The sequence below is a fragment of the Enterobacter sp. N5-15 genome (assembly GCF_057221635.1).
In genome coordinates this window covers 501,162-525,784 of the sequence record NZ_CM170150.1, presented here as the reverse complement: position 1 = coordinate 525,784, position 24,623 = coordinate 501,162, and the positions used below count along the sequence as shown (strand labels likewise).

General features: G+C 58.0%; 20 protein-coding genes. 11 read left to right on the top strand and 9 right to left on the bottom strand.

Annotated features, from left to right (window positions below):
• Nucleotide 1 precedes the first annotated feature (1 nt).
• Both tamB and tamA read right to left on the bottom strand, forming a co-directional pair.
• The gene (tamB, locus tag AC2TE5_RS02450) at nt 2-3,778 is read right to left on the bottom strand and encodes an autotransporter assembly complex protein TamB (protein WP_484612589.1); all 3,777 of its coding nucleotides are present in this window, start codon (nt 3,776-3,778) and stop codon (nt 2-4) included.
• The gene (gene tamA, locus AC2TE5_RS02445) at nt 3,775-5,508 is read right to left on the bottom strand and encodes an autotransporter assembly complex protein TamA (protein WP_484612588.1); all 1,734 of its coding nucleotides are present in this window, start codon (nt 5,506-5,508) and stop codon (nt 3,775-3,777) included. The genes tamB and tamA overlap by 4 nt, the downstream gene beginning before the upstream one ends.
• A gap of 224 nt (nt 5,509-5,732) precedes the next feature.
• Here tamA and msrA point away from each other — a divergent pair, with 224 nt between their 5' ends.
• The gene (gene msrA, locus AC2TE5_RS02440) at nt 5,733-6,374 is read left to right on the top strand and encodes a peptide-methionine (S)-S-oxide reductase MsrA (protein ID WP_023334288.1); all 642 of its coding nucleotides are present in this window, start codon (nt 5,733-5,735) and stop codon (nt 6,372-6,374) included.
• Here msrA and AC2TE5_RS02435 read toward each other — a convergent pair whose 3' ends face one another.
• On the bottom strand, nt 6,375-7,433 hold the full coding sequence (locus AC2TE5_RS02435) for a LacI family DNA-binding transcriptional regulator (RefSeq protein WP_484612587.1): 1,059 nt from the start codon (nt 7,431-7,433) through the stop codon (nt 6,375-6,377).
• A 192-nt stretch (nt 7,434-7,625) separates the two neighbouring features.
• Here AC2TE5_RS02435 and AC2TE5_RS02430 point away from each other — a divergent pair, with 192 nt between their 5' ends.
• The 6 genes from AC2TE5_RS02430 (at nt 7,626) to paeA (ending at nt 15,236) form a co-directional block, all read left to right on the top strand.
• A complete protein-coding gene (locus AC2TE5_RS02430; protein ID WP_339276121.1) occupies nt 7,626-8,777 on the top strand; it encodes a Gfo/Idh/MocA family protein in 1,152 nt (383 codons plus the stop codon).
• A 16-nt stretch (nt 8,778-8,793) separates the two neighbouring features.
• Nucleotides 8,794-9,963, top strand: coding sequence for a Gfo/Idh/MocA family protein (locus tag AC2TE5_RS02425; RefSeq protein WP_484612586.1), 1,170 nt, complete (start codon nt 8,794-8,796; stop codon nt 9,961-9,963).
• Between the two features lie 11 nt (nt 9,964-9,974).
• On the top strand, nt 9,975-11,042 hold the full coding sequence (locus AC2TE5_RS02420; protein ID WP_484612585.1) for a Gfo/Idh/MocA family protein: 1,068 nt from the start codon (nt 9,975-9,977) through the stop codon (nt 11,040-11,042).
• Nucleotides 11,043-11,054: 12 nt separating this feature from the next.
• Complete coding sequence (locus AC2TE5_RS02415) at nt 11,055-12,077, top strand: Gfo/Idh/MocA family protein (RefSeq protein ID WP_484612584.1); 1,023 nt, start codon at nt 11,055-11,057, stop codon at nt 12,075-12,077.
• Nucleotides 12,078-12,156: 79 nt separating this feature from the next.
• Nucleotides 12,157-13,704 (top strand): MFS transporter, encoded by a 1,548-nt coding sequence (locus tag AC2TE5_RS02410; RefSeq protein ID WP_484612583.1) that lies wholly within the window; start codon nt 12,157-12,159, stop codon nt 13,702-13,704.
• Nucleotides 13,705-13,898: 194 nt separating this feature from the next.
• The gene (gene paeA / locus AC2TE5_RS02405) at nt 13,899-15,236 is read left to right on the top strand and encodes a polyamine export protein PaeA (protein WP_063144067.1); all 1,338 of its coding nucleotides are present in this window, start codon (nt 13,899-13,901) and stop codon (nt 15,234-15,236) included.
• Nucleotides 15,237-15,312: 76 nt separating this feature from the next.
• On the opposite strand, the gene AC2TE5_RS02400 is transcribed toward paeA, so the two are convergent.
• Nucleotides 15,313-15,519: a DUF1107 domain-containing protein gene (locus AC2TE5_RS02400; RefSeq protein WP_008501430.1), complete on the bottom strand. Its 207-nt coding sequence runs from the start codon at nt 15,517-15,519 to the stop codon at nt 15,313-15,315.
• A 324-nt stretch (nt 15,520-15,843) separates the two neighbouring features.
• On the opposite strand from AC2TE5_RS02400, the gene AC2TE5_RS02395 reads away from it, so the two are divergent.
• A complete protein-coding gene (locus AC2TE5_RS02395) occupies nt 15,844-16,401 on the top strand; it encodes a YtfJ family protein (RefSeq protein WP_213329022.1) in 558 nt (185 codons plus the stop codon).
• On the opposite strand, the gene cysQ is transcribed toward AC2TE5_RS02395, so the two are convergent.
• Nucleotides 16,395-17,135 (bottom strand): 3'(2'),5'-bisphosphate nucleotidase CysQ, encoded by a 741-nt coding sequence (gene cysQ, locus AC2TE5_RS02390; protein WP_023310160.1) that lies wholly within the window; start codon nt 17,133-17,135, stop codon nt 16,395-16,397. The two genes, AC2TE5_RS02395 and cysQ, sit on opposite strands and share 7 nt — an antisense overlap.
• A gap of 190 nt (nt 17,136-17,325) precedes the next feature.
• Here cysQ and AC2TE5_RS02385 point away from each other — a divergent pair, with 190 nt between their 5' ends.
• Nucleotides 17,326-19,269 (top strand): bifunctional 2',3'-cyclic-nucleotide 2'-phosphodiesterase/3'-nucleotidase, encoded by a 1,944-nt coding sequence (locus AC2TE5_RS02385; RefSeq protein ID WP_484612582.1) that lies wholly within the window; start codon nt 17,326-17,328, stop codon nt 19,267-19,269.
• Between the two features lie 98 nt (nt 19,270-19,367).
• On the opposite strand, the gene AC2TE5_RS02380 is transcribed toward AC2TE5_RS02385, so the two are convergent.
• Nucleotides 19,368-19,754 (bottom strand): winged helix-turn-helix transcriptional regulator, encoded by a 387-nt coding sequence (locus AC2TE5_RS02380; RefSeq protein ID WP_023334278.1) that lies wholly within the window; start codon nt 19,752-19,754, stop codon nt 19,368-19,370.
• Nucleotides 19,755-19,838: 84 nt separating this feature from the next.
• Here AC2TE5_RS02380 and AC2TE5_RS02375 point away from each other — a divergent pair, with 84 nt between their 5' ends.
• Nucleotides 19,839-20,687 (top strand): SDR family oxidoreductase, encoded by an 849-nt coding sequence (locus tag AC2TE5_RS02375; protein ID WP_484612581.1) that lies wholly within the window; start codon nt 19,839-19,841, stop codon nt 20,685-20,687.
• Nucleotides 20,688-20,783: 96 nt separating this feature from the next.
• Entirely contained in the window at nt 20,784-21,497 is a 714-nt protein-coding gene (locus AC2TE5_RS02370) for a 4'-phosphopantetheinyl transferase family protein (RefSeq protein WP_484612580.1), read from the top strand.
• Here the strand turns inward: AC2TE5_RS02370 and AC2TE5_RS02365 are convergent.
• Genes AC2TE5_RS02365 through AC2TE5_RS02355 form a run of 3 tightly spaced genes read right to left on the bottom strand, consistent with a single transcriptional unit; the run spans nt 21,465 to nt 24,623 of the window.
• Nucleotides 21,465-22,412 carry an alpha/beta fold hydrolase gene (locus AC2TE5_RS02365; protein ID WP_484612579.1) on the bottom strand — a complete coding sequence of 316 codons (948 nt, stop codon included), beginning with the start codon at nt 22,410-22,412 and terminating at the stop codon, nt 21,465-21,467. The two genes, AC2TE5_RS02370 and AC2TE5_RS02365, sit on opposite strands and share 33 nt — an antisense overlap.
• Entirely contained in the window at nt 22,405-23,574 is a 1,170-nt protein-coding gene (locus AC2TE5_RS02360; protein ID WP_484612578.1) for an alkane 1-monooxygenase, read from the bottom strand. Before AC2TE5_RS02360 ends, AC2TE5_RS02365 begins: the two co-directional genes overlap by 8 nt.
• Complete coding sequence (locus AC2TE5_RS02355) at nt 23,568-24,623, bottom strand: 2Fe-2S iron-sulfur cluster-binding protein (RefSeq protein ID WP_484612577.1); 1,056 nt, start codon at nt 24,621-24,623, stop codon at nt 23,568-23,570. The genes AC2TE5_RS02360 and AC2TE5_RS02355 overlap by 7 nt, the downstream gene beginning before the upstream one ends.

Here is a 24,623-nt window from a genome sequence, read left to right as displayed (position 1 = left end):
GCTAAAACTCAAACTGATAGAGCAGATCAAGTGCCTGGTCTACGCCGGACACTGCTTCCAGATATAGCTTAGGCATCAGGCGATAGCGTAACGTGAGTGTTGCCAGTGAGTCAAAGATCCCCACACCATATTTTACCTGCAGACCCGGCAGTACATAGCCGCTGACCACCACCTGCGAGGAGTCACCCACGCCCTGGGTGTCCAGCGCCAGATTGCTTACGCCGAACGTCTCGCCGATTTTACCCACAACCTGCCCACTTTGTGCAACCCCCAGACCCACTAACATCGAGGTCATCGCCGCGCTGTCGCTTTGTCCGCTGTCCAGACCTTGTCCACGCAGCAGATAAGAGAGAGCTTCCTGCTGCGACATCGCCGGGTCAGAGAAGATCTCCGCCTTCGGTTCGTCAGCAGAACCGGTGACGCGAACGCCTGCAATGACGTCGTTTTCCGTCGCTTCCGGGTTACGAATGGCTTCGATGTTCAACAGGGGCTGATCCGGTGGACCGGAGAACAGCAGCTCGCCTTTGCGAACAATCAGATCCTGACCATAGGCGTGGAAACGCCCTTCAGGAATAGTGATCTGCCCGTTCAGGCCAAGCCCTTGTTTATCCTGCGCCACCTTCAGGTCGCCCGTGAGCCTCGCCTTCAGCCCAAACGCATCCAACCGCACGTTATTCCCCACGTGCACGATAAGGTTACTATTAATCGGTATGCCAGCGCTCTTCTGTTCGACAGGTTTCAGATTTTCATTGAGCATAACTTCATCACTTGAGACGCCGACCGCACTTTCCGGCACGTCGTGAACCACGATGCGCGCCCAGGGTACGTCGACGCGTCCGTCAAGCGTGAAGAGGCTTGGCGTCGCCTCAAAGACCACATCAGGCGAGACGTCCAGGCGCACCATTGGCGGTACGGTGATGCGTACCCGGCTCCCCTTCGCCGCGATACGGGCGCGCCAGTTGTCGAGCTGACTCCAGTCCGCGTCGCCGCTCAGGTTGATTTGCCCCTGCTGGGTGAGCACCGAGCCGCTCAGCGTCGAGCTCATACCGTTGAAGTTCATCGCGATCTGGCTGGGCTGCATGTCAAACGGCATAAAGTTGCCGTCAATATCCACGCCGCTGAGCCGCAGCTGGCCGAACAGCTGCGGGCTTTGCACGTTGCCGGCCAGGCGCAGGTTGGCATTCACCATGCCCTCGGCTTTTTCCCCACGCGCGAAAATCGGGTTCACCATCGCCAGGTTGAAGTTACGAATGTTGACGTTGCCGCCCAGATTACGCCGTCCCTGCGGATCGGTAATCTGTATCTGTCCGTCCATCTGGCCGTTGTTGGTCAGACGGATAAGCCACCCCAGCTCCGCACGGTTGTTATGCAGGTCAGCACTCAGGTTTAGGGTGTCGAACGCCACCGGCAGCGGCGCGTCGTTGACCTCCTGCGTCACCTTCACGTTACGCCCGGACAGCGTGACGCTGCCCTGCGGCAGCCCCTCTTTGGTGGTGTCCCAGGCCACATCGGCCTTCCCGCTGAAGACGCCGCTGGCCTGGGTCGTGTCCGGCATAAACGGCTTCAGCATCGCCAGATCGAAGCGGTTGAGGTTGATCTGCGCGCGTCCTTCCGCGCCCGCATCAATGGTCTGCGGCACGCACAGCTCCGCATTCGGGTTGGTCCAGCAGTGTGGACCAATGCTGATCTTCTGCTCGGCATTGCGGTAGTCCAGCGCGATGGAGCGCGACAGCGCCAGCGGCCCGACCGGAGTGTTGAAGCGGGTGTTGTCCAGCGTTCCTTTCCAGCGTTCTTCCTTGCGGTCGAAGCTGCCGGTCAGGTGCAGCTGGCCGGAGACCGGCTCGCCCTGCACGCGCAGCTGGAGATCGTGCTGCTTCTCGTTCCCTTTGGCGTCCAGGGTAACCAGGTTAATGTTGACGTCCGGCTGTGAAATGCGCTCCACGCGCAGGTTCAGGTTACCGCCGATCTGATCGGTGGATTTCACATCCCCTTCCACGCGAACGCGGGCCACGCTCAGCTCCTGCCAGCGCAGGTTATTGGCGGTAATGTCCGCCAGCAGCTGCGGCGCATCCACGGTGCCGCGCACTTTCACGAGCCCTTTCGCGGTGCCGCCAAGCCCCGGCAGGGCGTTATCCAGATTCGGCGCGTCGATGGTGGCGTCCAGATTGAGATCTTTTACCCCCAGCTCGCCTTTGATATCCGCCGTGTTGCGGCCCAGCGCCACGTGCAGCCCCGGGATAACCCACTGGAGATAGCTGTTGCCTTTCACCGAGCCTTCAACGTTAACCTTGTTCTGCTTCACGTTGCCGGTGAGCTTAATTTCCGGCACGTCCATCTGCCACGTACCGCCGTACAGGCTGCCGCGGGTTTTGATCAGGCCATCCAGTTTTGACGGCCAGTCCGGCACCTCTTTGGCGGTGTTAATGCCCGTCAGCTTCAGCTCGCCGCGCCAGCTGATCGCCTGCTGCCAGTCGAGCAGCGCGGTCAGCTCGGTTTTGCCCTCCAGCGCCGCGACGGTCAGCTTGTCGAGGTTGACCTGCTGCTCGTTGCCCTTCGCATCCAGCGTGATGTTCGCGGGCGGTACGCCCTGCCCCTTCACCGCGGTGCGGAACGAGAGCGTGTAGTCGGTCATCTTGCCGCTCAGCTTCAGCTTCAGGTCATCGGCCTGGAACTGCTTTTCGCCGGTGAACGGCCAGGAAAGCTGCTTGCTGACAATCTCAAGATTGAGCGGCAGCCCGGCTTCTGCCAGCTGCGCTTGCGCGCGCAGGACCATGTCCACAGGACCGGAGAGATTGACCCCGACGTCCAGCTTCTCGCGCAGCGCCCCGCCCACTTTGACCTTCACCTTTTCGCCTTTCAGCGGATCGATGTTAAGCGCGCTGTTCAGCGTAATATCCACCGGCCAGCTGTCGCGCAGCAGCGCATTCCCTGACGCATTCACCGAGCCCTGGTTAGTGTCGATATCCAGCGCGTCGAGCTTCATGTTGCCGTCAATGCTGCTGACCTTCAGCAGCATGGTGTAGACCGTCAGATCGGTATCGCCGGTCAGGCGCAGCTGTTCGCCTTTGAACTCCTCAATGTTGAGATTCAGCGGCAGGTGAACGTCGGTCATTTCCGGCAGGACAGGCTTCGAGAAGAGATCTTTCAGCGTTTCGCCCAGCGGCTTTTCTTCCGGCTGCGGGTTCTGGATCTTCGGCTCGACGATCTCCTCCTGCGCCACGTCGGCCACCTTCGGCAGCGCGATCAGCAAGCCCTGCAGGGACGTCGGCGTCAGGGTGAGGTTTTTCTCCTGCCAGCGCAGGCCGGAGGTGAAATCCATCACGGACACGGTGGTGTCGTCGATTTTGATATTGACGTTATCCAGCGCCACCCGATAGAGCGCGATCGGGTACGGCGTGGAGAGATTCAGCGGGCCGCTGTCCTCCTCCTCGACCGGCGCAGACTTCGGCATTTTTTTCGAATCTATCGCCACGTTAACGTCTTTAAGCGACAGATCGTTGACGCAGAGCCTGCTGTCACGCAGGCAGCCCAGCTTCACCGCGAGATGGAACTCCCCGGCGTTGACCGCCACGCCCGGCTGCTCGTAGCGGATATTCTTCAGACGCAGATCGCGCCAGCCGCCCGTCACCTGACCAATCTCCAGCCCCGGCACCCAGCGGTTCGCAGCGTTAAACAGCAGATGCAGCCCGGTCGTCGTTCCTACCAGAAACGCCACCGTACCGAGCAGCAGCACGATAAAAATCAGCACCCCGAGGCTTATTTTCTTCCATAAACTCATAATTCAGGCCCCAGACCGATGTAAAACTGTAATCCGTGTTCTTCTTTGTCGCCGACAGGCACGGCGAAATCGAGCTTGATGGGCCCGACGGGTGACTGCCAGCGTACGCCCACGCCCGCGCCGGTTTTAAAGTCGCTGCGGCGGATATCGTTCACCGCTTCACCGCCGTCAACAAACATGGCACCCCACCACTTTCCGCTGACGTTGTACTGATACTCCAGCGATCCCGTCGCCAGTTTTGACGCACCGGTTAGCTGGCCCTTTTCGTTCTCAGGCGAGATCGATTTGTACTTATACCCACGAATGCTGCGGTCGCCCCCGGCGAAGAAGCGCAGATCCGGCGGAACGCGCTCGAAGTCTCCCGTTTCAATCCAGCCGAGATTGCCGCGCATCACAAAGCGGTGTTTGTCATACAGCGTGCGGATCCAGACGTTTTGCGCCTGCAGGACGGAGAAGTCCACGTCGGAGCCCCAGGCGGAGTTGGAATAATCGATGGAGTAGCGCTGCGAGTCGCCCCAGGTCGGCATCAGGCCCCCACGCGAGCGGGTGCGGCTGATCATCACGCCCGGATAAAGCAGCATGGTGGTGTTGGTGACGTTGGCCTGGGTAAAGTGGTCCAGGCTCCAGCGCAGGTTAATGGCGCGCTGCCAGCCGCTGGAGAGATCCCAGAAGCGGGAGACCGCAAGCGTCGTAGAGTCCTGCTTGGTGTCGTTCAAATCGGTGCGCTTAAAACCGCCCTGCAGAAGGTAATATTGCTCAAGCGGATTTTTCAGCAGCGGCATTTTGTAGCTGAAATCCAGCTGCTGCTCGGGCGCAGAGAGGCTCAGGCTGGTGGTCAGGCTGTGGCCGTACGAGTTCATCCACGGTTTTTTCCACGAGGTTTTCACGCGTGGTCCAACATCCGTCGAGTAGCCAACACCGGTCTCAATGGTGTTCTCGGTGCGCGGCGAGACAACGCCATGCAGCGGCAACACCTTGGTTTTGCGAGACTTATCAAATTCCGGCGCGACAACCACGGAGTTAAACCAGCCGGTAGCGGAAAGGCGACGGTTCAGTTCCGCCAGGTCCCTCGACTGGTAGTAATCCCCTTTTTTGAACGGCACGAGGTTCTGCAGGTACTCTTCACGAATCTGCGAACCTTCAAACGTCACATCGCCAAAGCGGTAGCGTTCCCCGCTGTCGTAGTCGATATCCCAGAAGGCCTGACGTCGATCCAGCGCAATGCCCAGCTGGCTTTTATTGAACTGGCTGTCGAAGTAGCCCTTGCGCAGGGAAACGCTCGTCAGCTCTTTTTTGAAATGGTCGTAGTCGCCGTGGTTAAGCACGGTACCGACTTTCGGCCGCGTGCTGAGCAGGTCCAGGTAATCCCGGTCGGTACGCGCCCCGCCGCGCAGGATGACGTTCGTACCGCCAATCAGTACCGGCTCACCCGGCGAAACGCGGGCAATAAGGACCTGGCGCCCCTTCTTTGGCGGCGGGCGGAGATCGAAATCAATGGTGGGTTCGTAATACCCCAGCGCTTTCAGCCCTTCACGGATGGCGTCATCGACGCGCGCGCGAAAACGCCGGTCCGGCGTCACCTCATCACTCTGGATGGTCGATAGCTGCGCACGCACGTTTTTTTCCAGCGCCCCGGATAACCCCTCAACCTGCAAACGGACATTCGCCGCGCTGGCAATCCCGCTTGTCAGCAACACACTGACCAAACATAACTGGCGGATTTTTGTCACGTTTTCTCCTGAATATCCCTGTTTCCACCCTGGAAGCAAATGAAGTGCCGCTCCGCGGCAAAACACGGCCTGTTGGCCAAAAACCCGAATCGCGGGTTGAAAATGGGTGTAACACCCAAATATTTCTTATGATTAAATCTAGACTCATTCAGCGCATTTATTGTGTTCAATTAAACGCTTCGTGACAACCTTAACTGAAACATCGCACCCCGGGAGGCCCCATCGTGAGTTTATTCGACAAAAAGCATCTGGTTTCACAAACCGATGCATTACCGGGACGCAACACCCCTATGCCTGTGGCGACCTTACACGCCGTCAATAACCATTCCATGACCAACGTGCCGGAGGGAATGGAAATCGCCCTGTTCGCCATGGGCTGTTTCTGGGGCGTTGAGCGCCTCTTCTGGCAGCTGCCCGGCGTTTACAGCACGGCGGCGGGCTACACGGGCGGTTACACGCCGAATCCGACCTATCGCGAAGTCTGCTCCGGCGAAACCGGGCATGCGGAAGCGGTACGCGTGGTCTATGACCCTGCGGTGATTAGCTACGAGCAGCTCCTGCAGGTCTTCTGGGAAAACCACGACCCGGCGCAGGGCATGCGTCAGGGCAACGACCACGGCACCCAGTACCGCTCGGCCATTTATCCGCTCACGCCTGAGCAGGACGCCGCCGCGCGCGCCAGCCTTGAGCGCTTCCAGCAGGCCATGCGTGAAGCGGGCGATACGCGCGAGGTAACGACGGAAATCGCCACCGCGAAACCGTTCTACTATGCCGAGGACGACCACCAGCAGTATCTGCATAAAAACCCGTACGGCTACTGCGGAATCGGAGGCATCGGCGTCTGCCTGCCGCCACAGCTGGCCTGATTATTGATCCAGCGCCACGCGCGCCGCGTGGCGCGTGGCGTTACTGACCGAACCGTAATCCATCACTTTGCCCTGCAGCAGCAGGTTAAAGACCGCCGCCTGCGGTCGGTTAAGCCGCGTTTGCAGCAGGTGAACGGCCTCAATCCCCAGCTCGCGGCAGGGCACCGTGACGCCCGTGACCGGTTTTTCCAGACGGTGCGCTAAATTCCATGCAAAATCGGTCGTAATTAGCGAAATGTCTTCCGGAATACGCAGCCCGTGGCGCGTTAACGCTCTGACCACGCCTTCCACCATACTGGTACTGTTCGGGAAAATGACCTCCGGCCACTGGGAACGATCATGACTCAACAGCCACGCATCCAGCGCCTGCTCGGCCTCTTCAGCGGTAAACCACTCCGTCACGAGCAAATCGCGCTGCGGGTCAAAGGCCACGTGAAAATGGCGGTACGCCTCTTTGATGCCGTCCAGACGCGCATACAGCGTATCCCGCCGCAGGCAGGTGAGCGTCAGCACACGGCGATGCCCCTGCTCAAAAAGGTACTGCATGGCGGTGAAGCCAATCGCCCGGTGATCGGGCGACACGGCATCCAGCACCCGATCCCGATCGACGGAATTAATCAAAACGCAGGGCTTATTCAGCGTGCTCGCCAGTTTAAATATGGTGGAATCATCAGTCCCGATAATAATTATCGCGTTGATATTCTTATGACTGGCCTTTTCCATAAAAACTTTCACATCGGCGTGCTGTTCTTCTAAACCACAGCAGCTGACCCACACGTTGTGCCGCGAGCAGGCTTCAGCGATCCCTTTCGTCACTTCCAGATAAAAAATATCCCCGCGTCCCTGAAAGGTTCTTTCCGGCGCAAAAACAGCGATACCGTTAATTAGTAGTCTTCCGCTCGCCATTGACTCCAGCACCCCTAATTCTCGCGCGGTGCGAACGATCGCCTCTCTGGCTTTATCGCTGGTATAAGACTTGCCGCTTAATACCCGCGAAACCGTGCTGACGGAATAGCCCGTCAGGGCCGCAATTTCCTCCATTTTCAACCTGCCCGGCATAGTGTGACCTCGCTCTCATTCAGTTTTTGCAAATATTTGCAGAAACAGTCCGTTGATTTTAAAACTAAATTTCAGGAAGCCTGGAGATTACTTAATCACCTTGCGAGTATTCTCACAAAAACACATTGTCGCTGCGGCTCCCCTTTCCTATTTTCCGGTCATCACTCATTTCAACTGAAATTAAGGTGTGACATGGAAAAGGTACGTTTTGGCATTATTGGAATAGGTAATATCGGTACGGTCCATGCGCGTTATTTACTGGCGGGTACGGTCAGCGACGCCTGCCTGGCGGCGGTTTGCGATAATGCACCGGAAAAGCACCCCGCTATCCGCCAGCTGGTCGGCACCCTTCCGTTATTCAGCGACGCGCAGGAGATGCTCCAGAGCGGGCTTATCGACGCGGTGATTATCGCCACGCCGCACTACGAGCATCCGCGCCTGTCGATGCTGGCGATGCGCAGCGGCATCCATACCCTGTGTGAAAAACCAGCGGGCGTGTATACGGCGCAGGTGCAGGAGATGAACGCCTGCGCCCAGGCGTGCGACGTGGTGTTCGGCATCATGTACAACCAGCGCCCGAATCCGCTCTACCAGAAGGTGAAAGATCTTATCGACAGCGGCGAGCTGGGTGAGATCCGCCGCTCCAACTGGATCATCACCAACTGGTATCGCTCGCAGAGCTACTACAACTCCGGCGGCTGGCGCGCTACCTGGAAAGGAGAAGGCGGCGGCGTACTGCTCAACCAGGACCCGCATCAGCTCGATCTCTGGCAGTGGCTGGTCGGCATGCCGGTCCGCCTGCGCGCGTTCTGCCAGTTCGGCAAGCATCGTCAAATCGAAGTGGAAGACGAGGTCACCGCCTACGCCGAGTACGCCAGCGGCGCGACGGGCGTGTTTATCACCACCGTGGCGGAAACGCCGGGCACCAACCGGCTGGAAATCGTCGGCGATCGCGGCAAGGTGGTCGTCGAAGAGGGCAAGCTGCGCTACTGGCGGCTGCGTGAATCAGAAACCGCCTTCAACGCCCGCTGGCAAAACGGTTTTGGTGAACCCGAATGCTGGGAAGTCACGCTTCCCGTCGCCCCGGAGTGCAGCGAACACCACGTCATTACCGCCAACTTCTGTGCCGCCATCCTGCGCGGCGAGCCGCTCATTGCGCCGGGCCTGGAAGGGATCCGCGGGTTGACGCTCTCCAACGCCATGCACCTCTCCACCTGGACGGACGACTGGGTCGAACTCCCGCTCAACGAGAAACAGTATCTGCGCCTGCTTCAACAGCGCATCAGCACCTCAGTGGCTAAAGAGACAGCCAGCGTCACGCTGGATGCCTCCGGCACCTGGTAACTCCGGAGAAGAATCGATGTTAAATGTCGCTATTGTGGGAACAGGGAATATCTCGCATAACCATATTCAGGGCTATTTGCAGTTTGGCCAACGCTGCCGGATCGTCGCGCTGGTGGATATCTACCCGGAAAAAGCCCGCGAGAAAAAAACGCGCTACGGCCTGACGGAAGCCCGCGTGTATGACAGCCACCAGCAGATGCTGGCCTCAGAGCCGGATATCGACATCGTCGACGTCTGCACGCCGCCCTACGTCCACGCAGAGATCGGCATTGATGCCCTGAACGCGGGGTGCCACGTACTGTGCGAAAAACCGATGGCCGCCTCGCTAGAGGAGTGCGACGCGATGATCGCCGCACAAAAGGCCAGCGGCAAAACGCTCGCCATCATTGCGCAGAACCGCTTTACCGATGCCTTCTGGCGTCTGAAAGCCGCGCTCGACTCCGGCCTCGCGGGAAAAGTCTGCCACGCGCAGGTGGATTCGTTCTGGTGGCGCGGACACTGCTACTACGACCTGTGGTGGCGCGGCACCTGGGAAAAAGAGGGAGGCGGCTGCACCCTAAACCACGCGGTTCACCACATCGACGCCATTCAGTGGATGCTCGGCTTCCCGTCCGAGGTAGTGGCGATGATGACCAACGTGGCGCACGATAACGCCGAAGTTGAAGACCTCAGCGCCGCGATCTTCAAATACCCCAGCGGCGCGCTCACGCAGCTTACCGCCTCGGTCGTGCACCACGGCGAAGATCAGAAAATTATTATTCAGGGCGATAAGGCGCGCATCTCCGCGCCGTGGCAGGCCTTTGCCAGCGTCAGCGCCGATAACGGCTTCCCGCAGGAAACCCACGACCAGCAGCGAGAAGCGCAGCTTAACGCCGTTTTTCAGGAGACGCCGAAGCTCGAGTGGACGCTGCACACCGGGCAGATCGATGACCTGCTTTATGCCATCGAGCACGGCACGGCACCGTTAGTGGATGGCCTGCAGGGCAAACGCTCGCTGGAGCTGATTACCGCGATCTATAAATCCGCCATTACCCGCAGCGTGGTCTCGCTGCCGATTCAGCGCGATGACCCGTTTTACCGCACCGGCGGGACCAACGCCCTCGCCCCCCGTTTTTATGAAAAATCCGCAAGCGTCGCCAACTTCAGCGAAGTGGGTGCGATTCCCCTTGGCAAAGATCTGGATTAAGGAGTGACACCATGAACAAGCATGACGGAATGAACTACGCCCCGGTGGGCAAACCGCAGCCGGTTGTCCGCGAGGGTGAATTCGTCTTCGCCGCCGCCGCGCTCGACCACGGCCATATCTACGGGATGAGTAACGGCCTGATAGAAGCCGGGGCCACCCTGAAATGGGTGTACGACCCCGATCCGGCCAAAGTGGATAAATTTATCCAGCAGTACCCGCAGGCAAAAGTGGCGGAGTCGCTGGAGGCGATCCTCAACGACGACGAGGTGCGGCTGGTTGCGGGTGCGGCCATCCCCTCCGAGCGCTGCGCGCTGGGGCTAAAAGCCATGGCCGCAGGCAAGGACTACTTCACCGATAAAGCGCCGCTCACCACCCTTGAACAGCTGGCCGATGCCAAAGCGATGGTGGAAAAAACCGGGCGGAAATACGCGGTGTACTACAGCGAACGCCTGCACGTCGAGAGCGCGGTGTTTGCCGGACAGCTGGTGCAGCAGGGGGCGATCGGTCGCGTGGTGCAAACCCTGGGAACCGGCCCGCACCGGGAAGGTACGGGCCGCCCGGACTGGTTCTACGATCGTCGCTACTTCGGCGGCATTCTGTGCGATATCGGCAGCCACCAGATCGAGCAATTTCTCTTTTACACGGGCAACAGTGAGGCATGCGTGGTCGCCAGCCAGGCACGCAATTTCAACCATCCGCAGCATCCGGCATTTGAAGATTTCGGCGACGCGACGCTCAGAGGCGAAAACGGCGCCAGCGGCTATTTCCGCTGCGACTGGTTCACCCCGGACGGACTCTCAACCTGGGGCGATGGCCGTCTGACCCTGCTCGGCACCGAGGGTTATATCGAAATCCGCAAATATGTCGATCTCACCCGCGGCGAGCAGGACGTGGTTTATCTCGTCAATAAGGAGGGGGAATTGCGTTATCCGGTCGCCGGGCAGGTCGGGTTCCCGTTCTTTGGCGAACTGATCCTCGACTGTCTGCATCGTACCGAAAACGCCATGACGCAGGCGCACGCCTTCAAAGCGGCGGAGCTCTGCGTGAAGGCTCAGATGCTGGCGAACGCGACGGAATAACGGGAGGCGATAATGACGATCCTGAACACGGCGGTTATCGGTGCCGGAGCAATTCACGGCTGCCACGTGAACGCGTTGCGCCAAATGCCCAACGTTGCGCTGCGCGCGCTGGTAGACATCGACAGCGTCAAAGGGCTGAAGCTGGCGATGGGCTATCAGTGTCGCTTTTATCAGGATTACCGGGAAATGCTGCTGGATGAGGCCATCGACGTGGTCCATATCTGCACCCCGCATTTCGAGCATAAAACCATGATCCTGGCGGCGCTCGCCGCCGGGAAGCATGTTTTCTGCGAAAAACCGGTGGGGATGAACGGCAGCGAGCTCGAGGAAATCACCCGCGCCGCAGAGCAGGCACCGGGGCTGCTGGGCGTGTGCTACCAGAACCGGCTTAACCCCACCAGCCTGGGTATTCTCCAGGCGCTGGACGACGGCGAGCTGGGGAAAATGCTCAGCATCAAAGCGGTGCTGACGTGGTCACGCTCGGCCGCGTACTACACCGAAAGCCCGTGGCGCGGGCGGCTGGCAACGGAAGGCGGCAGCCTGCTGATCAACCAGGCCATCCATACCCTCGACCTGATGCAGTGGTTCGCCGGCGGCGTGACGCGGGTGAAAGGCATGGTGGACCGCGGCGAGCTGGCGGACGTGACCGAGGGGGAAGACAGCGCGATGGCGACGCTGCAATTTGCCAACGGCGCGCGCGGCCTGTTTTATGCCAGCAACTGCAATACCGCGGACTCCCCCCTCTGGCTCGAAATCCACTGCGAACGGGGCTCGCTGCTGCTCAGTGACAACGTGCTCTGGCGCATCACTCCCGGCAAGCGCCTCAGGCTGGCCTGCGATAACTCCCCTGACGGCCAGGTCAAAAGCTACTGGGGGCTGGGGCATGAGCAGGCGATCCGCCGTTTTTATCATGCCATTTCTCATCCAGGAAACGCGAATTACACCGACATCCGCGAAGCCGGAAAATCACTCACCCTTGTGGAGGCTATTTATCGTTCATCTCAGTTAAGACAATGGATAGAAATCAATAAGTAGAACGTAATGTGTTGTCCAGATTTGAATAAAAATACGACCTGAAAAACAGGTTAATCATTACCCTACACTGGATATTATTATGGTCAAACCTACTGAACGTAGAGTGGGTTACGGCGTGGCGCTTGGCTACGGCGTAACCGATCTGTTTGGCGGAGGAGCTTTCGCCATTATCGGCACCTGGCTGCTCTTTTTTTATACCACCTATTGCGGGCTCTCGGTTATTGAAGCGGGCTCTATATTCGCCATTGCCCGCGTGATTGATGCGTTATTAAGCCCGATTATGGGCTATATCACCGATAATTTCGGCGATACCTGGCTCGGGCGTAAATTTGGCCGTCGCCGCTTCTTTTTATTACTCAGTTCGCCGCTCATGTTTTTGTATGCCCTGCTGTGGCTGACGGACATGGGCTACTGGTATTACCTGGGGACCTATCTCTCTATTGAGCTGCTGTCGGCAATGGTGCTGGTGCCCTGGGAGACGCTGGCGGCGGAGATGACAAACCGCTATGAAGAGCGTAGCCGCCTCTCCGGCGTGCGTATGATCTGCTCTCAGCTGGGCGGTTTTCTTGCGGTTTCCGTTCCCGGCGTGATTATGCAGTTCACGGGGAAAGATAATCCGTTTACCTATACCCTCACCGGGCTGATATTTTCCTGCGTGTTCTGCATCGCGGTATTTATTACCTGGTACACCACCTGGGAAGCAAAGGATGTGCATCAAGAGTCCGATTTTAAGGTGGACAACCAGCGCAGCAGCGGGATACTCAATCACCTGAAATATCTGGTGCTGGATCTCTTTTCCTCCTTCCGCATTCGCGCGTTTCGCCTGCATATCATTATTTACATCTTTTCGTTCACGGCGATGGACGTATTCGGCTCGGTCTTTACCTATTACGTCGTGTATTGTCTGAGCCAGGATGCCTCGGCAGTTTCCGGCTGGCTGAGTATTGCCGCCTTTGCCTCAGTACCGGGTACCTATGGATTTATGCTGCTATTGAACCGTCTGAACATGACGCCGTCTGCCGCCCTGCGGCTCGCGTACGGCTGTATCCTTCTGGTGCTGGCGTTCCTGTTTACGGTCTACCTGACCAAAACGCAGGTGCCGACGCTGCTGTTCTCGGCGGTCTTTGTCCTGTTAGGCGCCGCCCGCGCGGGCCTCTATTATATTCCGTGGAACATTTACAGCTTCATTCCGGATATCGATGAGATGGTGACGCAGCAGCGCCGCGAAGGCATTTTTGCCGGCGTGATGGTCCTGACCCGTAAGAGCACCGTGGCGATTGCCATCATGATCATTGGCCTGGTGCTACAGGAGTCCGGCTTTGTGAAGGGCAGCGGCGCACAGCCTGAAAGCGCGCTGGGGGCGATTATCGGCCTGATGATCTTCGCGACGGCAGCGCTGCTGGCGGTCAGCTTCTTCACCACCTACAGGTTCAAGCTCACCCGCGAGACGCACAAGCTGCTTCTGAAGGAAATTGCACGCCGCAAGCTGGGCGGTGATTACCGCGACTGCGACGCCAGGACCCGCGTGGTGATTAAGCAGTTAACGGGTTATGAGTATGACCAGGTGTGGGGAGGAAGCGCCTCACGACGCGCGGAGGGGAACGCCCGCTTATCCGCCGCGAAATAGCGCCCTGTACCGGACAGCGCCACGCTGTCCGGTCTTTTTTATGCCAAAATGTGACCTCTGGCAGATTTACATCTCTTTACGCTATACTACCCGCTGAAATAATCGGCTCAACGCTACGAGCTGACGTTCAATGTGTTTTCACACAAATGGTATCAACTCCCCTTCTGAGGATCTGGCGATAAGCCGGATAAACTATGTTAAACAGTATTTTAGTAATACTTTGTCTGATTGCCGTCAGTGCATTTTTCTCGATATCTGAGATCTCGCTGGCCGCGTCCCGTAAAATCAAACTGAAGCTGCTTGCCGATGAAGGCAACATCAATGCTACCCGCATCCTGAAAATGCAGGAAAACCCCGGCATGTTCTTCACCGTGGTGCAGATTGGCCTCAACGCGGTCGCCATTCTTGGCGGTATCGTGGGCGATGCGGCGTTTTCCCCGGCGTTTTATAGCCTCTTTGTTAAGTACATGTCCGTTGAGCTGGCCGAACAGCTGAGCTTTATCCTCTCCTTCTCGCTGGTAACCGGCCTGTTCATTCTCTTTGCAGACCTGACCCCGAAACGCATCGGTATGATTGCGCCAGAAGCTGTGGCTTTGCGTATCATCAACCCGATGCGCTTCTGTCTGTACGTGTTTCGTCCGCTGGTGTGGTTCTTCAACGGCCTGGCGAACGTCATTTTCCGCATCTTTAAGCTGCCGATGGTGCGTAAAGATGACATCACCTCTGACGACATTTATGCGGTCGTGGAAGCCGGCGCGCTGGCCGGGGTGCTGCGCAAGCAGGAACACGAGCTGATTGAGAACGTATTTGAACTGGAATCCCGTACCGTGCCGTCTTCCATGACCGGCCGTGAGAACATTATCTGGTTCGATTTACATGAAGATGAGCAGAGCCTGAAGAACAAAGTGGCGCAGCATCCGCACTCCAAGTTCCTGGTCTGTAATGAGGATATCGACCACATCATCGGTTACGTCGACTCCAAAGACCTGCTGAACCGCGTGCTGGCAAACCAGAGCCTGGCGCTCAACAGCGGCGTGCAGATCCGCAATACCCTGATTGTGCCGGACACCCTGACGCTCTCAGAAGCGCTGGAAAGTTTCAAAACCGCCGGGGAAGACTTCGCGGTTATCATGAACGAATACGCGCTGGTGGTGGGTATTATCACCCTGAACGACGTGATGACCACGCTGATGGGCGACCTGGTTGGCCAGGGGCTGGAAGAGCAGATTGTTCAGCGTGACGAAAATTCATGGCTGATTGATGGCGGCACACCGATTGAAGACGTGATGCGCGTGCTGGATATCGACGAGTTCCCGCAGTCCGGCAACTACGAGACCATCGGCGGCTTTATGATGTTTATGCTGCGTAAAATCCCGAAACGTACCGACTCGGTGAAGTTCTCCGGCTACAAGTTTGAGGTGGTGGATATTGATAACTACCGCATCGACCAGCTGCTGGTGACGCGCATCGACAACAAACCGACCGTACTGGTGCCGAGACTGCCGGACGCGGAAGAGAAGGTTTCGGCGTAAACTCCCTGCCCCACATACATCAACGGCTCCCATTGGGAGCCGTCTTTTTATCTACTACTACTGCATAGCACGTTGGTTAAGCCATCTCAGTTTGCAGACGCATAACCTGACGGTTGACTTCGGACATCACAGACAGGTGCTGTTTGTCCTTCACTTTTGGGACAAGGATCTTGCCCTTATCAAACTCAAAAGCGCCAACATCCTTGATATACAACCGTCCACGGAACAGGATCTTCACGTACTTCGCCACCTGAAGCGGGTTGTAGCGTTGGAAAATTTTCATTCTTGTATCTCCTGCGAATCATACGCTCTTGCGGTGCCACAATCGGCCCGACTGTCCTGAGCGCAAATTTTAATGCCCAATGACTATAGACCAGAACAACGATGTAACCCAGTATGCATAAGTTTATTTACCGTTTGATTACAATTATTCAGAATAATCTTTGCAAAGCGTGACTGAGAGCAGTATAAGCCGTCGTTTTTTCATGGATATGTGCGTTCACCCGCAAACTGGCATCGGGATTGCGGGAAAACCCCATTGATCGCACTTATGATTAAAAGCGCAAGACCAAGTGGTCGGATCACCTGCAAACAATAAGGAAACGCCATGACCCTACGTAATATCCTTGCAGCAGCCTGCCTGCTGCTGCCCCTGTGGGCTTCCGCTCACAGCATTGAAAAAGGACAACGTGTACCACCAGTCGGCATTGCTGACCGGGGAGAATTGATTCTCGACAATGATAAGTTTAGCTACAAACCCTGGAATAGCGCGCAGCTCGCGGGCAAAGTGAGAGTTGTACAACATATTGCCGGTCGTACATCCGCAAAAGAGAAAAATGCCAATCTGGTGGAAGCGATCAAGGCCGCAAAATTCCCTCACGACCGCTACCAGACCACCACGATCGTGAATACCGACGACGCTATTCCGGGCTCCGGGATGTTCGTGCGCTCAAGCCTTGAGAGCAATAAAAAGCTCTATCCGTGGTCGCAGTTTATCGTCGACAGCAACGGCGTAACCCGTAAGGCCTGGCAGTTGGAGGAAGAGAGCTCCGCGATTGTCGTGCTGGATAAAGAGGGCCGCGTACAGTGGGCAAAAGACGGCGCGTTAACCCAGGAAGAGGTGCAGCAGGTTGTCGACCTGCTGCATAAGCTGCTGGCTCAATAAATAGAGACGCGGAAGCCGGGGTTGAGGAAGGATTCGCGCGGGGTATAGTCCAGCGGCTTGCCCTGCCAGTCATGAACGTGCGCCCCGGCGGCCGCGGCAACGGCATGACCTGCCGCGGTATCCCAGACGTTGGTTGGCCCAAAGCGAGGATATAGCTGCGCATGGCCTTCTGCCACCAGGCAGAATTTCAGCGATGAGCCAATCGACGTGGTCTGGTGTTCACCCAGCTGCTGCAGGTACTCCTGCAGCTCGCTGTCGCTGTGCGAGCGGCTAATCACCACCAGCGGTGGACGCGCATCGCGCACCTGGATCTGCTTGCGCACGCCGCACTCTTCCTTCCACGCCTTCCCTTCGGCGGCGCTGTACATCACCTTCATAACCGGCGCGTAAACCACGCCCAACACCGCTTTGCCCTTCTCAATCAGAGCGATATTGACGGTGAATTCACCGTTGCGCTTGATGAACTCTTTTGTCCCGTCGAGCGGATCGACCAGCCAGTAGCGCTGCCAGTGCTGGCGTTCATCCCAGCTTTGCGGCGCTTCTTCTGACAGAACGGGGATGTCCGGCGTTAAGGCCTGTAACCCTTTCAGGATCACCTTATGCGCCGCAATATCCGCCGCCGTGACCGGAGAGTCGTCGGCTTTGCTGACCACCTCCATAGGTTTACTACCGTCATACACCTGCATGATGGCATCTCCCGCATCCCGTGCGAGCTGACAAATTTTATCTAGCATTTTCCACCTCTTTGTTAACGCAGTGAGGTTAACTCTTTGTTTTAGTTATATCGTAATGTGAACAATTCCGCTATCTGTGAAGCAATTCCGGTTTCAGGTTACTTTTTTCTGTCAGGATTCACATTTCTGTAAGCAACACGCTATAGATACATACTCTTTTGTGGTCTGCATCGAAAAAAGGACTCCTCTGATGATTAAGTTTAGTGCAACGCTTCTGGCGACGCTGATTGCAGCAAGCGTACAGGCGGCGACGGTAGATCTGCGTATTCTGGAAACGACCGATCTGCACAGCAACATGATGGACTTCGATTACTACAAAGATACCCCAACGGAAAAATTCGGACTGGTACGCACGGCAAGTTTGATCGATGCGGCGCGTGGCGAAGTGAAAAACAGCGTGCTGGTCGACAATGGCGATCTCATTCAGGGCAGTCCGCTCGGGGATTACATGGCGACCAGGGGCCTGAAAAAAGGCGAGGTTCATCCGGTATATAAGGCGATGAACACCCTGGACTATACCGTCGGCAACCTCGGCAACCATGAATTCAACTACGGTCTGAAATACCTGCATGACGCGCTGGCCGGTGCGAAATTCCCGTACGTTAACGCCAATATCATCGACGTTAAGACCCAAAAGCCGCTCTTTACCCCTTACCTGATTAAAGAGACAAACGTCGTCGACAAGGACGGCAAAAAACAGACGCTGAAAATCGGCTATATCGGTTTTGTTCCACCGCAGATCATGACGTGGGATAAGGCCAACCTCGACGGTAAAGTGACCGTTAACGACATCACCGAAACCGCGCGCAAATACGTGCCGGAAATGCGCGAAAAAGGAGCCGATCTGGTGGTCGTTGTCGCCCACTCGGGTCTCTCCGCCGATCCGTACCAGGCCATGGCAGAAAACTCCGTTTACTACCTGAGTGAAGTCCCGGGCGTCGACGCGATCCTGTTCGGCCACGCCCACGCGGTCTTCCCGGGCAAAGATTTCGCCAGCATCAAAGGCGCGGACATTGAGAAAGGGACGCTCAACGGCGTGCCGTCGGTGATGCCGGGCATGTGGGGCGACCACCTGGGCGTGGTGGATCTGGTGCTGAATAACGACAGCGGCAGCTGGAAGGTGACGCAGTCAAAAGCAGAGGCACGCCCGATTTACGACGCTGCGGCTAAAAAATCTCTGGCGGCTGAAGATAAAAAGCTGGTCGACGTGCTGAAGCACGATCACGACGCCACGCGCGAATTTGTCAGCAAGCCGATCGGCAAATCCGCCGACAACATGTACAGCTTCCTGGCGCTGGTTCAGGACGACCCGACCGTTCAGGTCGTCAACATGGCGCAGAAAGCCTATGCCGAACACTTTGTGCAGGGCGATCCGGATCTGGCAAAACTGCCGGTCCTGTCAGCCGCTGCGCCATTCAAGGTGGGCGGGCGTAAGAATGACCCGGCAAGCTATGTTGAAGTCGAAAAGGGCCAGCTGACCTTCCGTAACGCCGCCGATCTCTACCTCTACCCGAACACGCTGGTGGTGGTAAAAGCGACGGGCCAGGAGGTAAAAGAGTGGCTGGAGTGCTCTGCCGGACAGTTTAACCAGATTGACCCGCACAGCGGTAAGCCGCAGTCGCTGATTAACTGGGACGGCTTCCGTACCTATAACTTCGACGTGATCGACGGCGTGAACTACCAGATTGACGTCACCCAGCCGGCGAAATATGACGGCGAGTGTCAGGCGATTAACCCGCAGGCGGAGCGCATCAAAAACCTGACCTTCAACGGCAAGGCGATTGACCCGAATGCCACCTTCCTGGTGGTGACCAATAACTACCGCGCCTACGGCGGTAAGTTTGCCGGTACGGGAGATAGCCACATCGCCTTTGCCTCGCCGGACGAGAACCGCTCGGTGCTGGCGGCGTGGATCAGCGCGGAGTCGAAAAAGGCGGGCGAAATCCATCCGGCAGTGGATAACAACTGGCGTCTCGCGCCGATCCACAGCGATACGAAACTGGATATCCGCTTCGAAACGTCGCCATCCGATAAAGCTGCCGCGTTCATTAAGGACAAGGCGCAGTATCCGATGAAACAGGTCGCAACGGATGATATCGGGTTCGCGATTTATCAGGTGGATTTGAACAGGTAAAAGCAAAACGGCAACGCACGTTGCCGTTTTTAGTGTTTGTTCCCTCTCCCTGTGGGAGAGGGTCAGGGTGAGGGCATCAGGCCGCACATACCCGGCTTTTACGCCGCACGATCGTCCCTGTTCGCCATCACCTTCGGCGTGTTCACCTCAATCCAGTCCGCCAGCGCGGCGACCTTCTCGCTCACCTCAACGCCCAGCGGCGTCAGGCTATACTCTACGTGCGGCGGCACCACCGGATACGACACGCGATCGACAAACCCGTCCAGCTCCAGCGCCTGGAGTGACTGGGACAGCATTTTTTCGCTCACCCCGCCCATTTTACGGCGCAGATCGCTAAAGCGATGCGTTCCCTGGCGCAGGGCCAGCAGAATCAGAACCCCCCAGCGGCTGGTCACGTGTTTGAGTACCTCGCGTGAAGGGCACTGCTCCGCGAAAAGATTGCCATCGCGCATTTGTTCGCTGAGCGTTGGTATCGTTGTTTTCATACTTACCTTTTTGTACGTACTTACTAAAAGTTAGCTATGGTGCTAGTGTGCCACAACACCAGACAAACACGAAGGAGATTCATCATGATCGCGATTACCGGCGCTACCGGCCAGCTTGGCCATCTCGTTATTGAACAGCTGTTGAAAACCGTACCGGCCAACCAGATTGTGGCCATCGTACGTAACCCGGCGAAAGCGCAGGCCTTAAGCCAGCAGGGAATTGTGGTTCGTCAGGCGGACTACACGGATGAAGCCGCATTCACCGCCGCGCTGAGCGGCGTTGATAAGCTGCTGCTGATCTCTTCCAGTGAAGTCGGCCAGCGCGCAGCCCAGCACCAGAACGTGATTAACGCCGCCAAAACGGCAGGCGTGAAATTTATCGCCTACACCAGCCTGCTGCATGCGGACAAATCACCGCTGGGTCTGCACGTTGAACACGTTGCCACTGAAAAAGCGCTGGCGGCGTCCGGCATTCCTTATGCCCTGCTGCGCAATGGCTGGTATACCGAAAACTACCTGGCGAGCGCGCCGCCTGCCCTGGAGCACGGCGTGTTTATCGGTGCGGCAGGCGAAGGCAAAATTGCCGCTGCGACCCGTGCTGACTATGCCGCGGCGGCAGCCAAAGTGATCGCTGAAGAAGGCCATGCGGGCAAGGTCTATGAACTGGCGGGCGACCACGGCTGGACGCTGAGCGAACTGGCGGCTGAACTCAGCAAGCAGAGCGGGAAGCCGGTAACCTATCAGAACCTCAGTGAAGCGGATTTTGCCGCCGCGCTGAAAAGCGTCGGCCTGCCTGCCGGGCTGGCAGATATGCTGGCTGACTCCGATGTGGGCGCGTCCAAAGGGGGACTTTTTGACGATAGCCATACGCTGAGCAAACTGATCGGGCGCGCGACTACGCCGCTGGCGCAGAGCATTAAAGCCATTCTGTAACGGTGTCACCGTTCTTTCCTGCGGCCGGGTGATTTCCCTTACCCGGCCCGCACTTATATGGCATTCTGTTCCCCCGACAGATACCGATACCCCGCTATGTTTACTGCGATAAACACAGATTCAGCGCCCCCTTTTATTCACTCCGTTGAGATGGGCAACGTCGACCCTTTTCCCGCACTGCGCTACTGCCTGGTCTCATTCACCGCGCGTGATTACCATGACGGACTCTTTGATAACTGGGGCATCCCCTTTCCCGGTCAGCTCGATAGCGCCGTGGTCAAACGCAGGGCGGAGTATCTTGCGGCACGTTACGCCGCGCAGCGGGTGCTGAAATCCTGGGGCTGTGACGCTACGCCGGGCAGCGCGCCGGACCGTTCTCCGGTGTGGCCTTCCGGCTGGCGGGGAAGCCTGTCACATTCTCAGGAATGGGCGCTGGCGGTCGTTGCCCCAGAGGCGTCGGGCCTGACGCCGGGCGTCGACATTGAGTTTTTGGCACCCGAGACGATCCAGCGGACAGCGCACCTGTTTACCACACCGCAGGAGCGGGAGTGCCTTGCCGCCAGCCCGTTCGACGAAGCCAGCGCGCTATTGATGACCTTTTCCGCGAAGGAGAGTCTCTATAAAGCGCTCTATCCTGACGTTGGCCGCGTCCTCGATTTTGACGCGGCCCGCGTGTGCCACATCGCGCCTGAACAGCAGAGGATCGTCCTGGAGCTGACCCGGACGCTTTCCCACCAACGCGTACAGGGCAGCCGGATCCAGGGCTATTATCAGCTCTCAGGCGACAGGGTTATCACGATCATTGCCTGACGCCAGCAAGGGGGCCAGATAGGTCATCACCATGTCGATCCCCTCCCCCGGACGGCGCAGCGGATTATGCCCCTGACCGTGGGTCTCTGCCAGCCTCGCGCCGGGCCAGGCGTTGACCAGGCATTCAGCTTCGACCCGCAATACGATGTCATCGCTGCTGTCGTGAATAACAAGGGCGGGCTGATCGACCTGCTGCAGCCCCTCATAGGCGTTAAAGCGCTGCCAGACCGCCTCGCCAATGCCAAAGTACCCTTCAATATACCGGCGCAGCCTCTGCTGCTGGCGTCCCGGGAGGTTAAGGATCGCGGCATATTTGGTGACCAGCCCGCTAAAGTGCGTCGGTGCCCCTACGACAACCAGCGCGCGGGTCCGCAATCCCGCCTTTACCGCATTAATGACGGATAAACCGCCAAAAGAGTGCGCCACAATCGCGTCAAAACCACCTTCCTGCTGCGCCAGCTGTTCAATGATTTCAATGAACTCGACGATGCTACTCTGGCGTCCTGCCGCGTCGCCATGCGCGGGAGCGTCAAACCCGATGACCTGAAAGCCCTTTTCGACCAGCGTCTTGATCAGCCTGCCAAAATGGGAAGCCCTCGACTCCCAGCCGTGGGCTAATAGCACGGTGGGTCCCGCGCTGCCCCAGCGGTACACCACCGCATGTTTACCATTACTCAGAGGGAGGGACTCAATGCGGCTCGCCAGCGCCGTTATCTCTTTATCGCTTGCACGCGTCGGCACCCGGCGCGGCGTAAAAAAACGATTGCCCAGCCAGTCGGCGGTCACCCCCGGCACAACCCGATCCATCAGGCGGATACCGGCCTTCACGCATGAAACCATCGGAGAGCGCAGGTAGGCGGGTCCACGATACTGCTGGTAGGCTTGCTCAATCAGTCGATCAAATTGCTCACTCATGGGACTCTCCAGAAACACAGGGAACAGTGGACTGAACCGCGGATGATTCAGACTGGCGGATCAAGGCACGCTCTGCGTCACTGGCAACGTGTTCGTCCCAGTACGCGAGTTTTGCTTCCATTCGCTTAAACCACAGTGGCGGTATCAGCGCGTGAAAAATATGGGCGACATACCCTTTTTCTATTCCCACCGCGTAGCTGTGCGCCTGCAGATTCCAGTATTCACGACGCGGATGGGTGTGATGATCGGAGTGGCGCGTCAGGTTCAACAGACCGGCCGACGAGGCCCGGTTATTGCAATCCCAGCTGTGTCGTGGCTCCACGCGCGTTCCGGGAAGGCGGACCAGACCGTAGTGCTGGATGTAATTCACCGTTTCAAACAGGAATTTAGACACCAGCATGGTCACCAGACACGCCAGCGCGCCCCTGACGCCCGCCGCCGTGAAGCAGACCGCCACGATCAGCAGGCTCATCAGCACTCCGCGCATCACCCGGTTCGCCAGCATGGCGCCGCGCCGGTTCTGCTGCGACAGCCGCTGCGCTTCCACCTGCCAGGATTCAACATACTGCGACAGAGAAGAACGGATAAAGAAGCGATACACAGTCTCTCCACGACGCGCCGTCGCGCCGTCCGCCGGGGTCGCCACGTTTGGATGATGCGAATAGACGTGTGAAATCGAAAACTGCGCATCGCCGACCAGCGCCAGAAGCCAGCGCCCGACCACCATCGCCGTCAGACTGTGGGTTTTGTGGATAAGCTCATGGGCCACCACGGTATTGGTGCTCATGGTATAGCCGGTGGATGCCGCCGCAAGCAGCAGCTCCGGCAGGGCAAGGTTATGCAGCGCCATGACGTTGTGACCCGTCAGAGCGGAAAGCCATGCGCCAAACCCGAGCAGATCGCCCGGAGCGGCCTGCCAGATAAGGGTGAACAACGCCAGCAGCGCGGCCGGGAGCTGTAAATACGGGATGATCTCCAGCAGCGCCGGAAGCCGGTAGTGGCGATCGGCGGTGTCGTGCGTGGTTGCGTTATCGAAAAGGACATAGCTCAGCGTCACGCAGAGCATGGAAACGACGATCCACACGCCGCCGAGCAGGGTGGTTAGCGCGGTTAGCGGTAAAAAAACGCAGGGGACAAGGGCAAATCTCAGGTAACTCAACATACGGGCTCCTTATTGTTATGACTGTTTTTTGCACCGACCGGCGGAGAGAAGCAGTCCATTTCAAGCAGGTGGCTCATCACCCCTCCGGCAAGCAGCCTTTGCCGGCACGCCTGCGCCAGCGCTGGATTGCCGCAAATCACGACGCGCCATTCGGCTACCGCCGTCCGGCGGGGATAGAGGGCACGCCAGTCGTCCAGCCAGCAGGTAATACGACCTGCCAGCTCCTGCTCCTGAACCTCGCGCTCACGGGATAACGCGTGCAGAAAGTGAAAACCGGGATAGTGCTGACGCAGACGCTGCAGCTCAGGCAGGTCGAATGTGTCCTGTCGCCTGCGAACCGCGTGGATCAGCATGACCTCGCGGTGGGGATGACGCGCCAGCGCGGCGCGGACCAGACCCAGCGTCGTTCCCAGCCCCGATCCACTGGCGATGGCCAGCAGCGGACCGTTACCGTCATCCTGCTGGCCAAACTGCCCCCGGCAGTCTGAGAGCCACACCTTCCGGCCAGCCCCCCGTTCATCACACAGCAGCGGGGATAGCCGCCCCTCTTCACGGCGCGTGATATCCAGAACAATCTCTCGCCCGCGGCTCGGCCAGCTAACGGAGAAGCTCCTGATATCCTTATCCTTTTCGAGACCGACCTGAACGTATTGTCCTGGCTGAAAGGGCAGCGCCTGCTCCGCCAGCAGCGTCACGCGCCATACCGTTGCTGAGAGCGCGACAGCCTGCTTGATTCGCGCAGGCGTCCAGGCCGTGGATGCCGCGGCCAGCGTTACATCCGATTCCGGCAGGCACTGGCATGCCAGCACGTGGCCAGCGGCAATCTCCTCCTGGCTGAGCAAATAGCTCAGGTCGACAAGCGAACGCACCTTGCCGCTCGTTACCCGGCAAAGACAGGATTTACACGAGCCGACCTGGCAGTTATACGGCAGGGAAACACCGGCGTTGAGCGCGCTTTCGAGGAGCGTATGGCCGGACGTCAGGGAGAATACCCGTCCCTCAAGCGTCCCCTGAAAATGACCGCGTCGGGAAAACCATCTCTTCAGCAT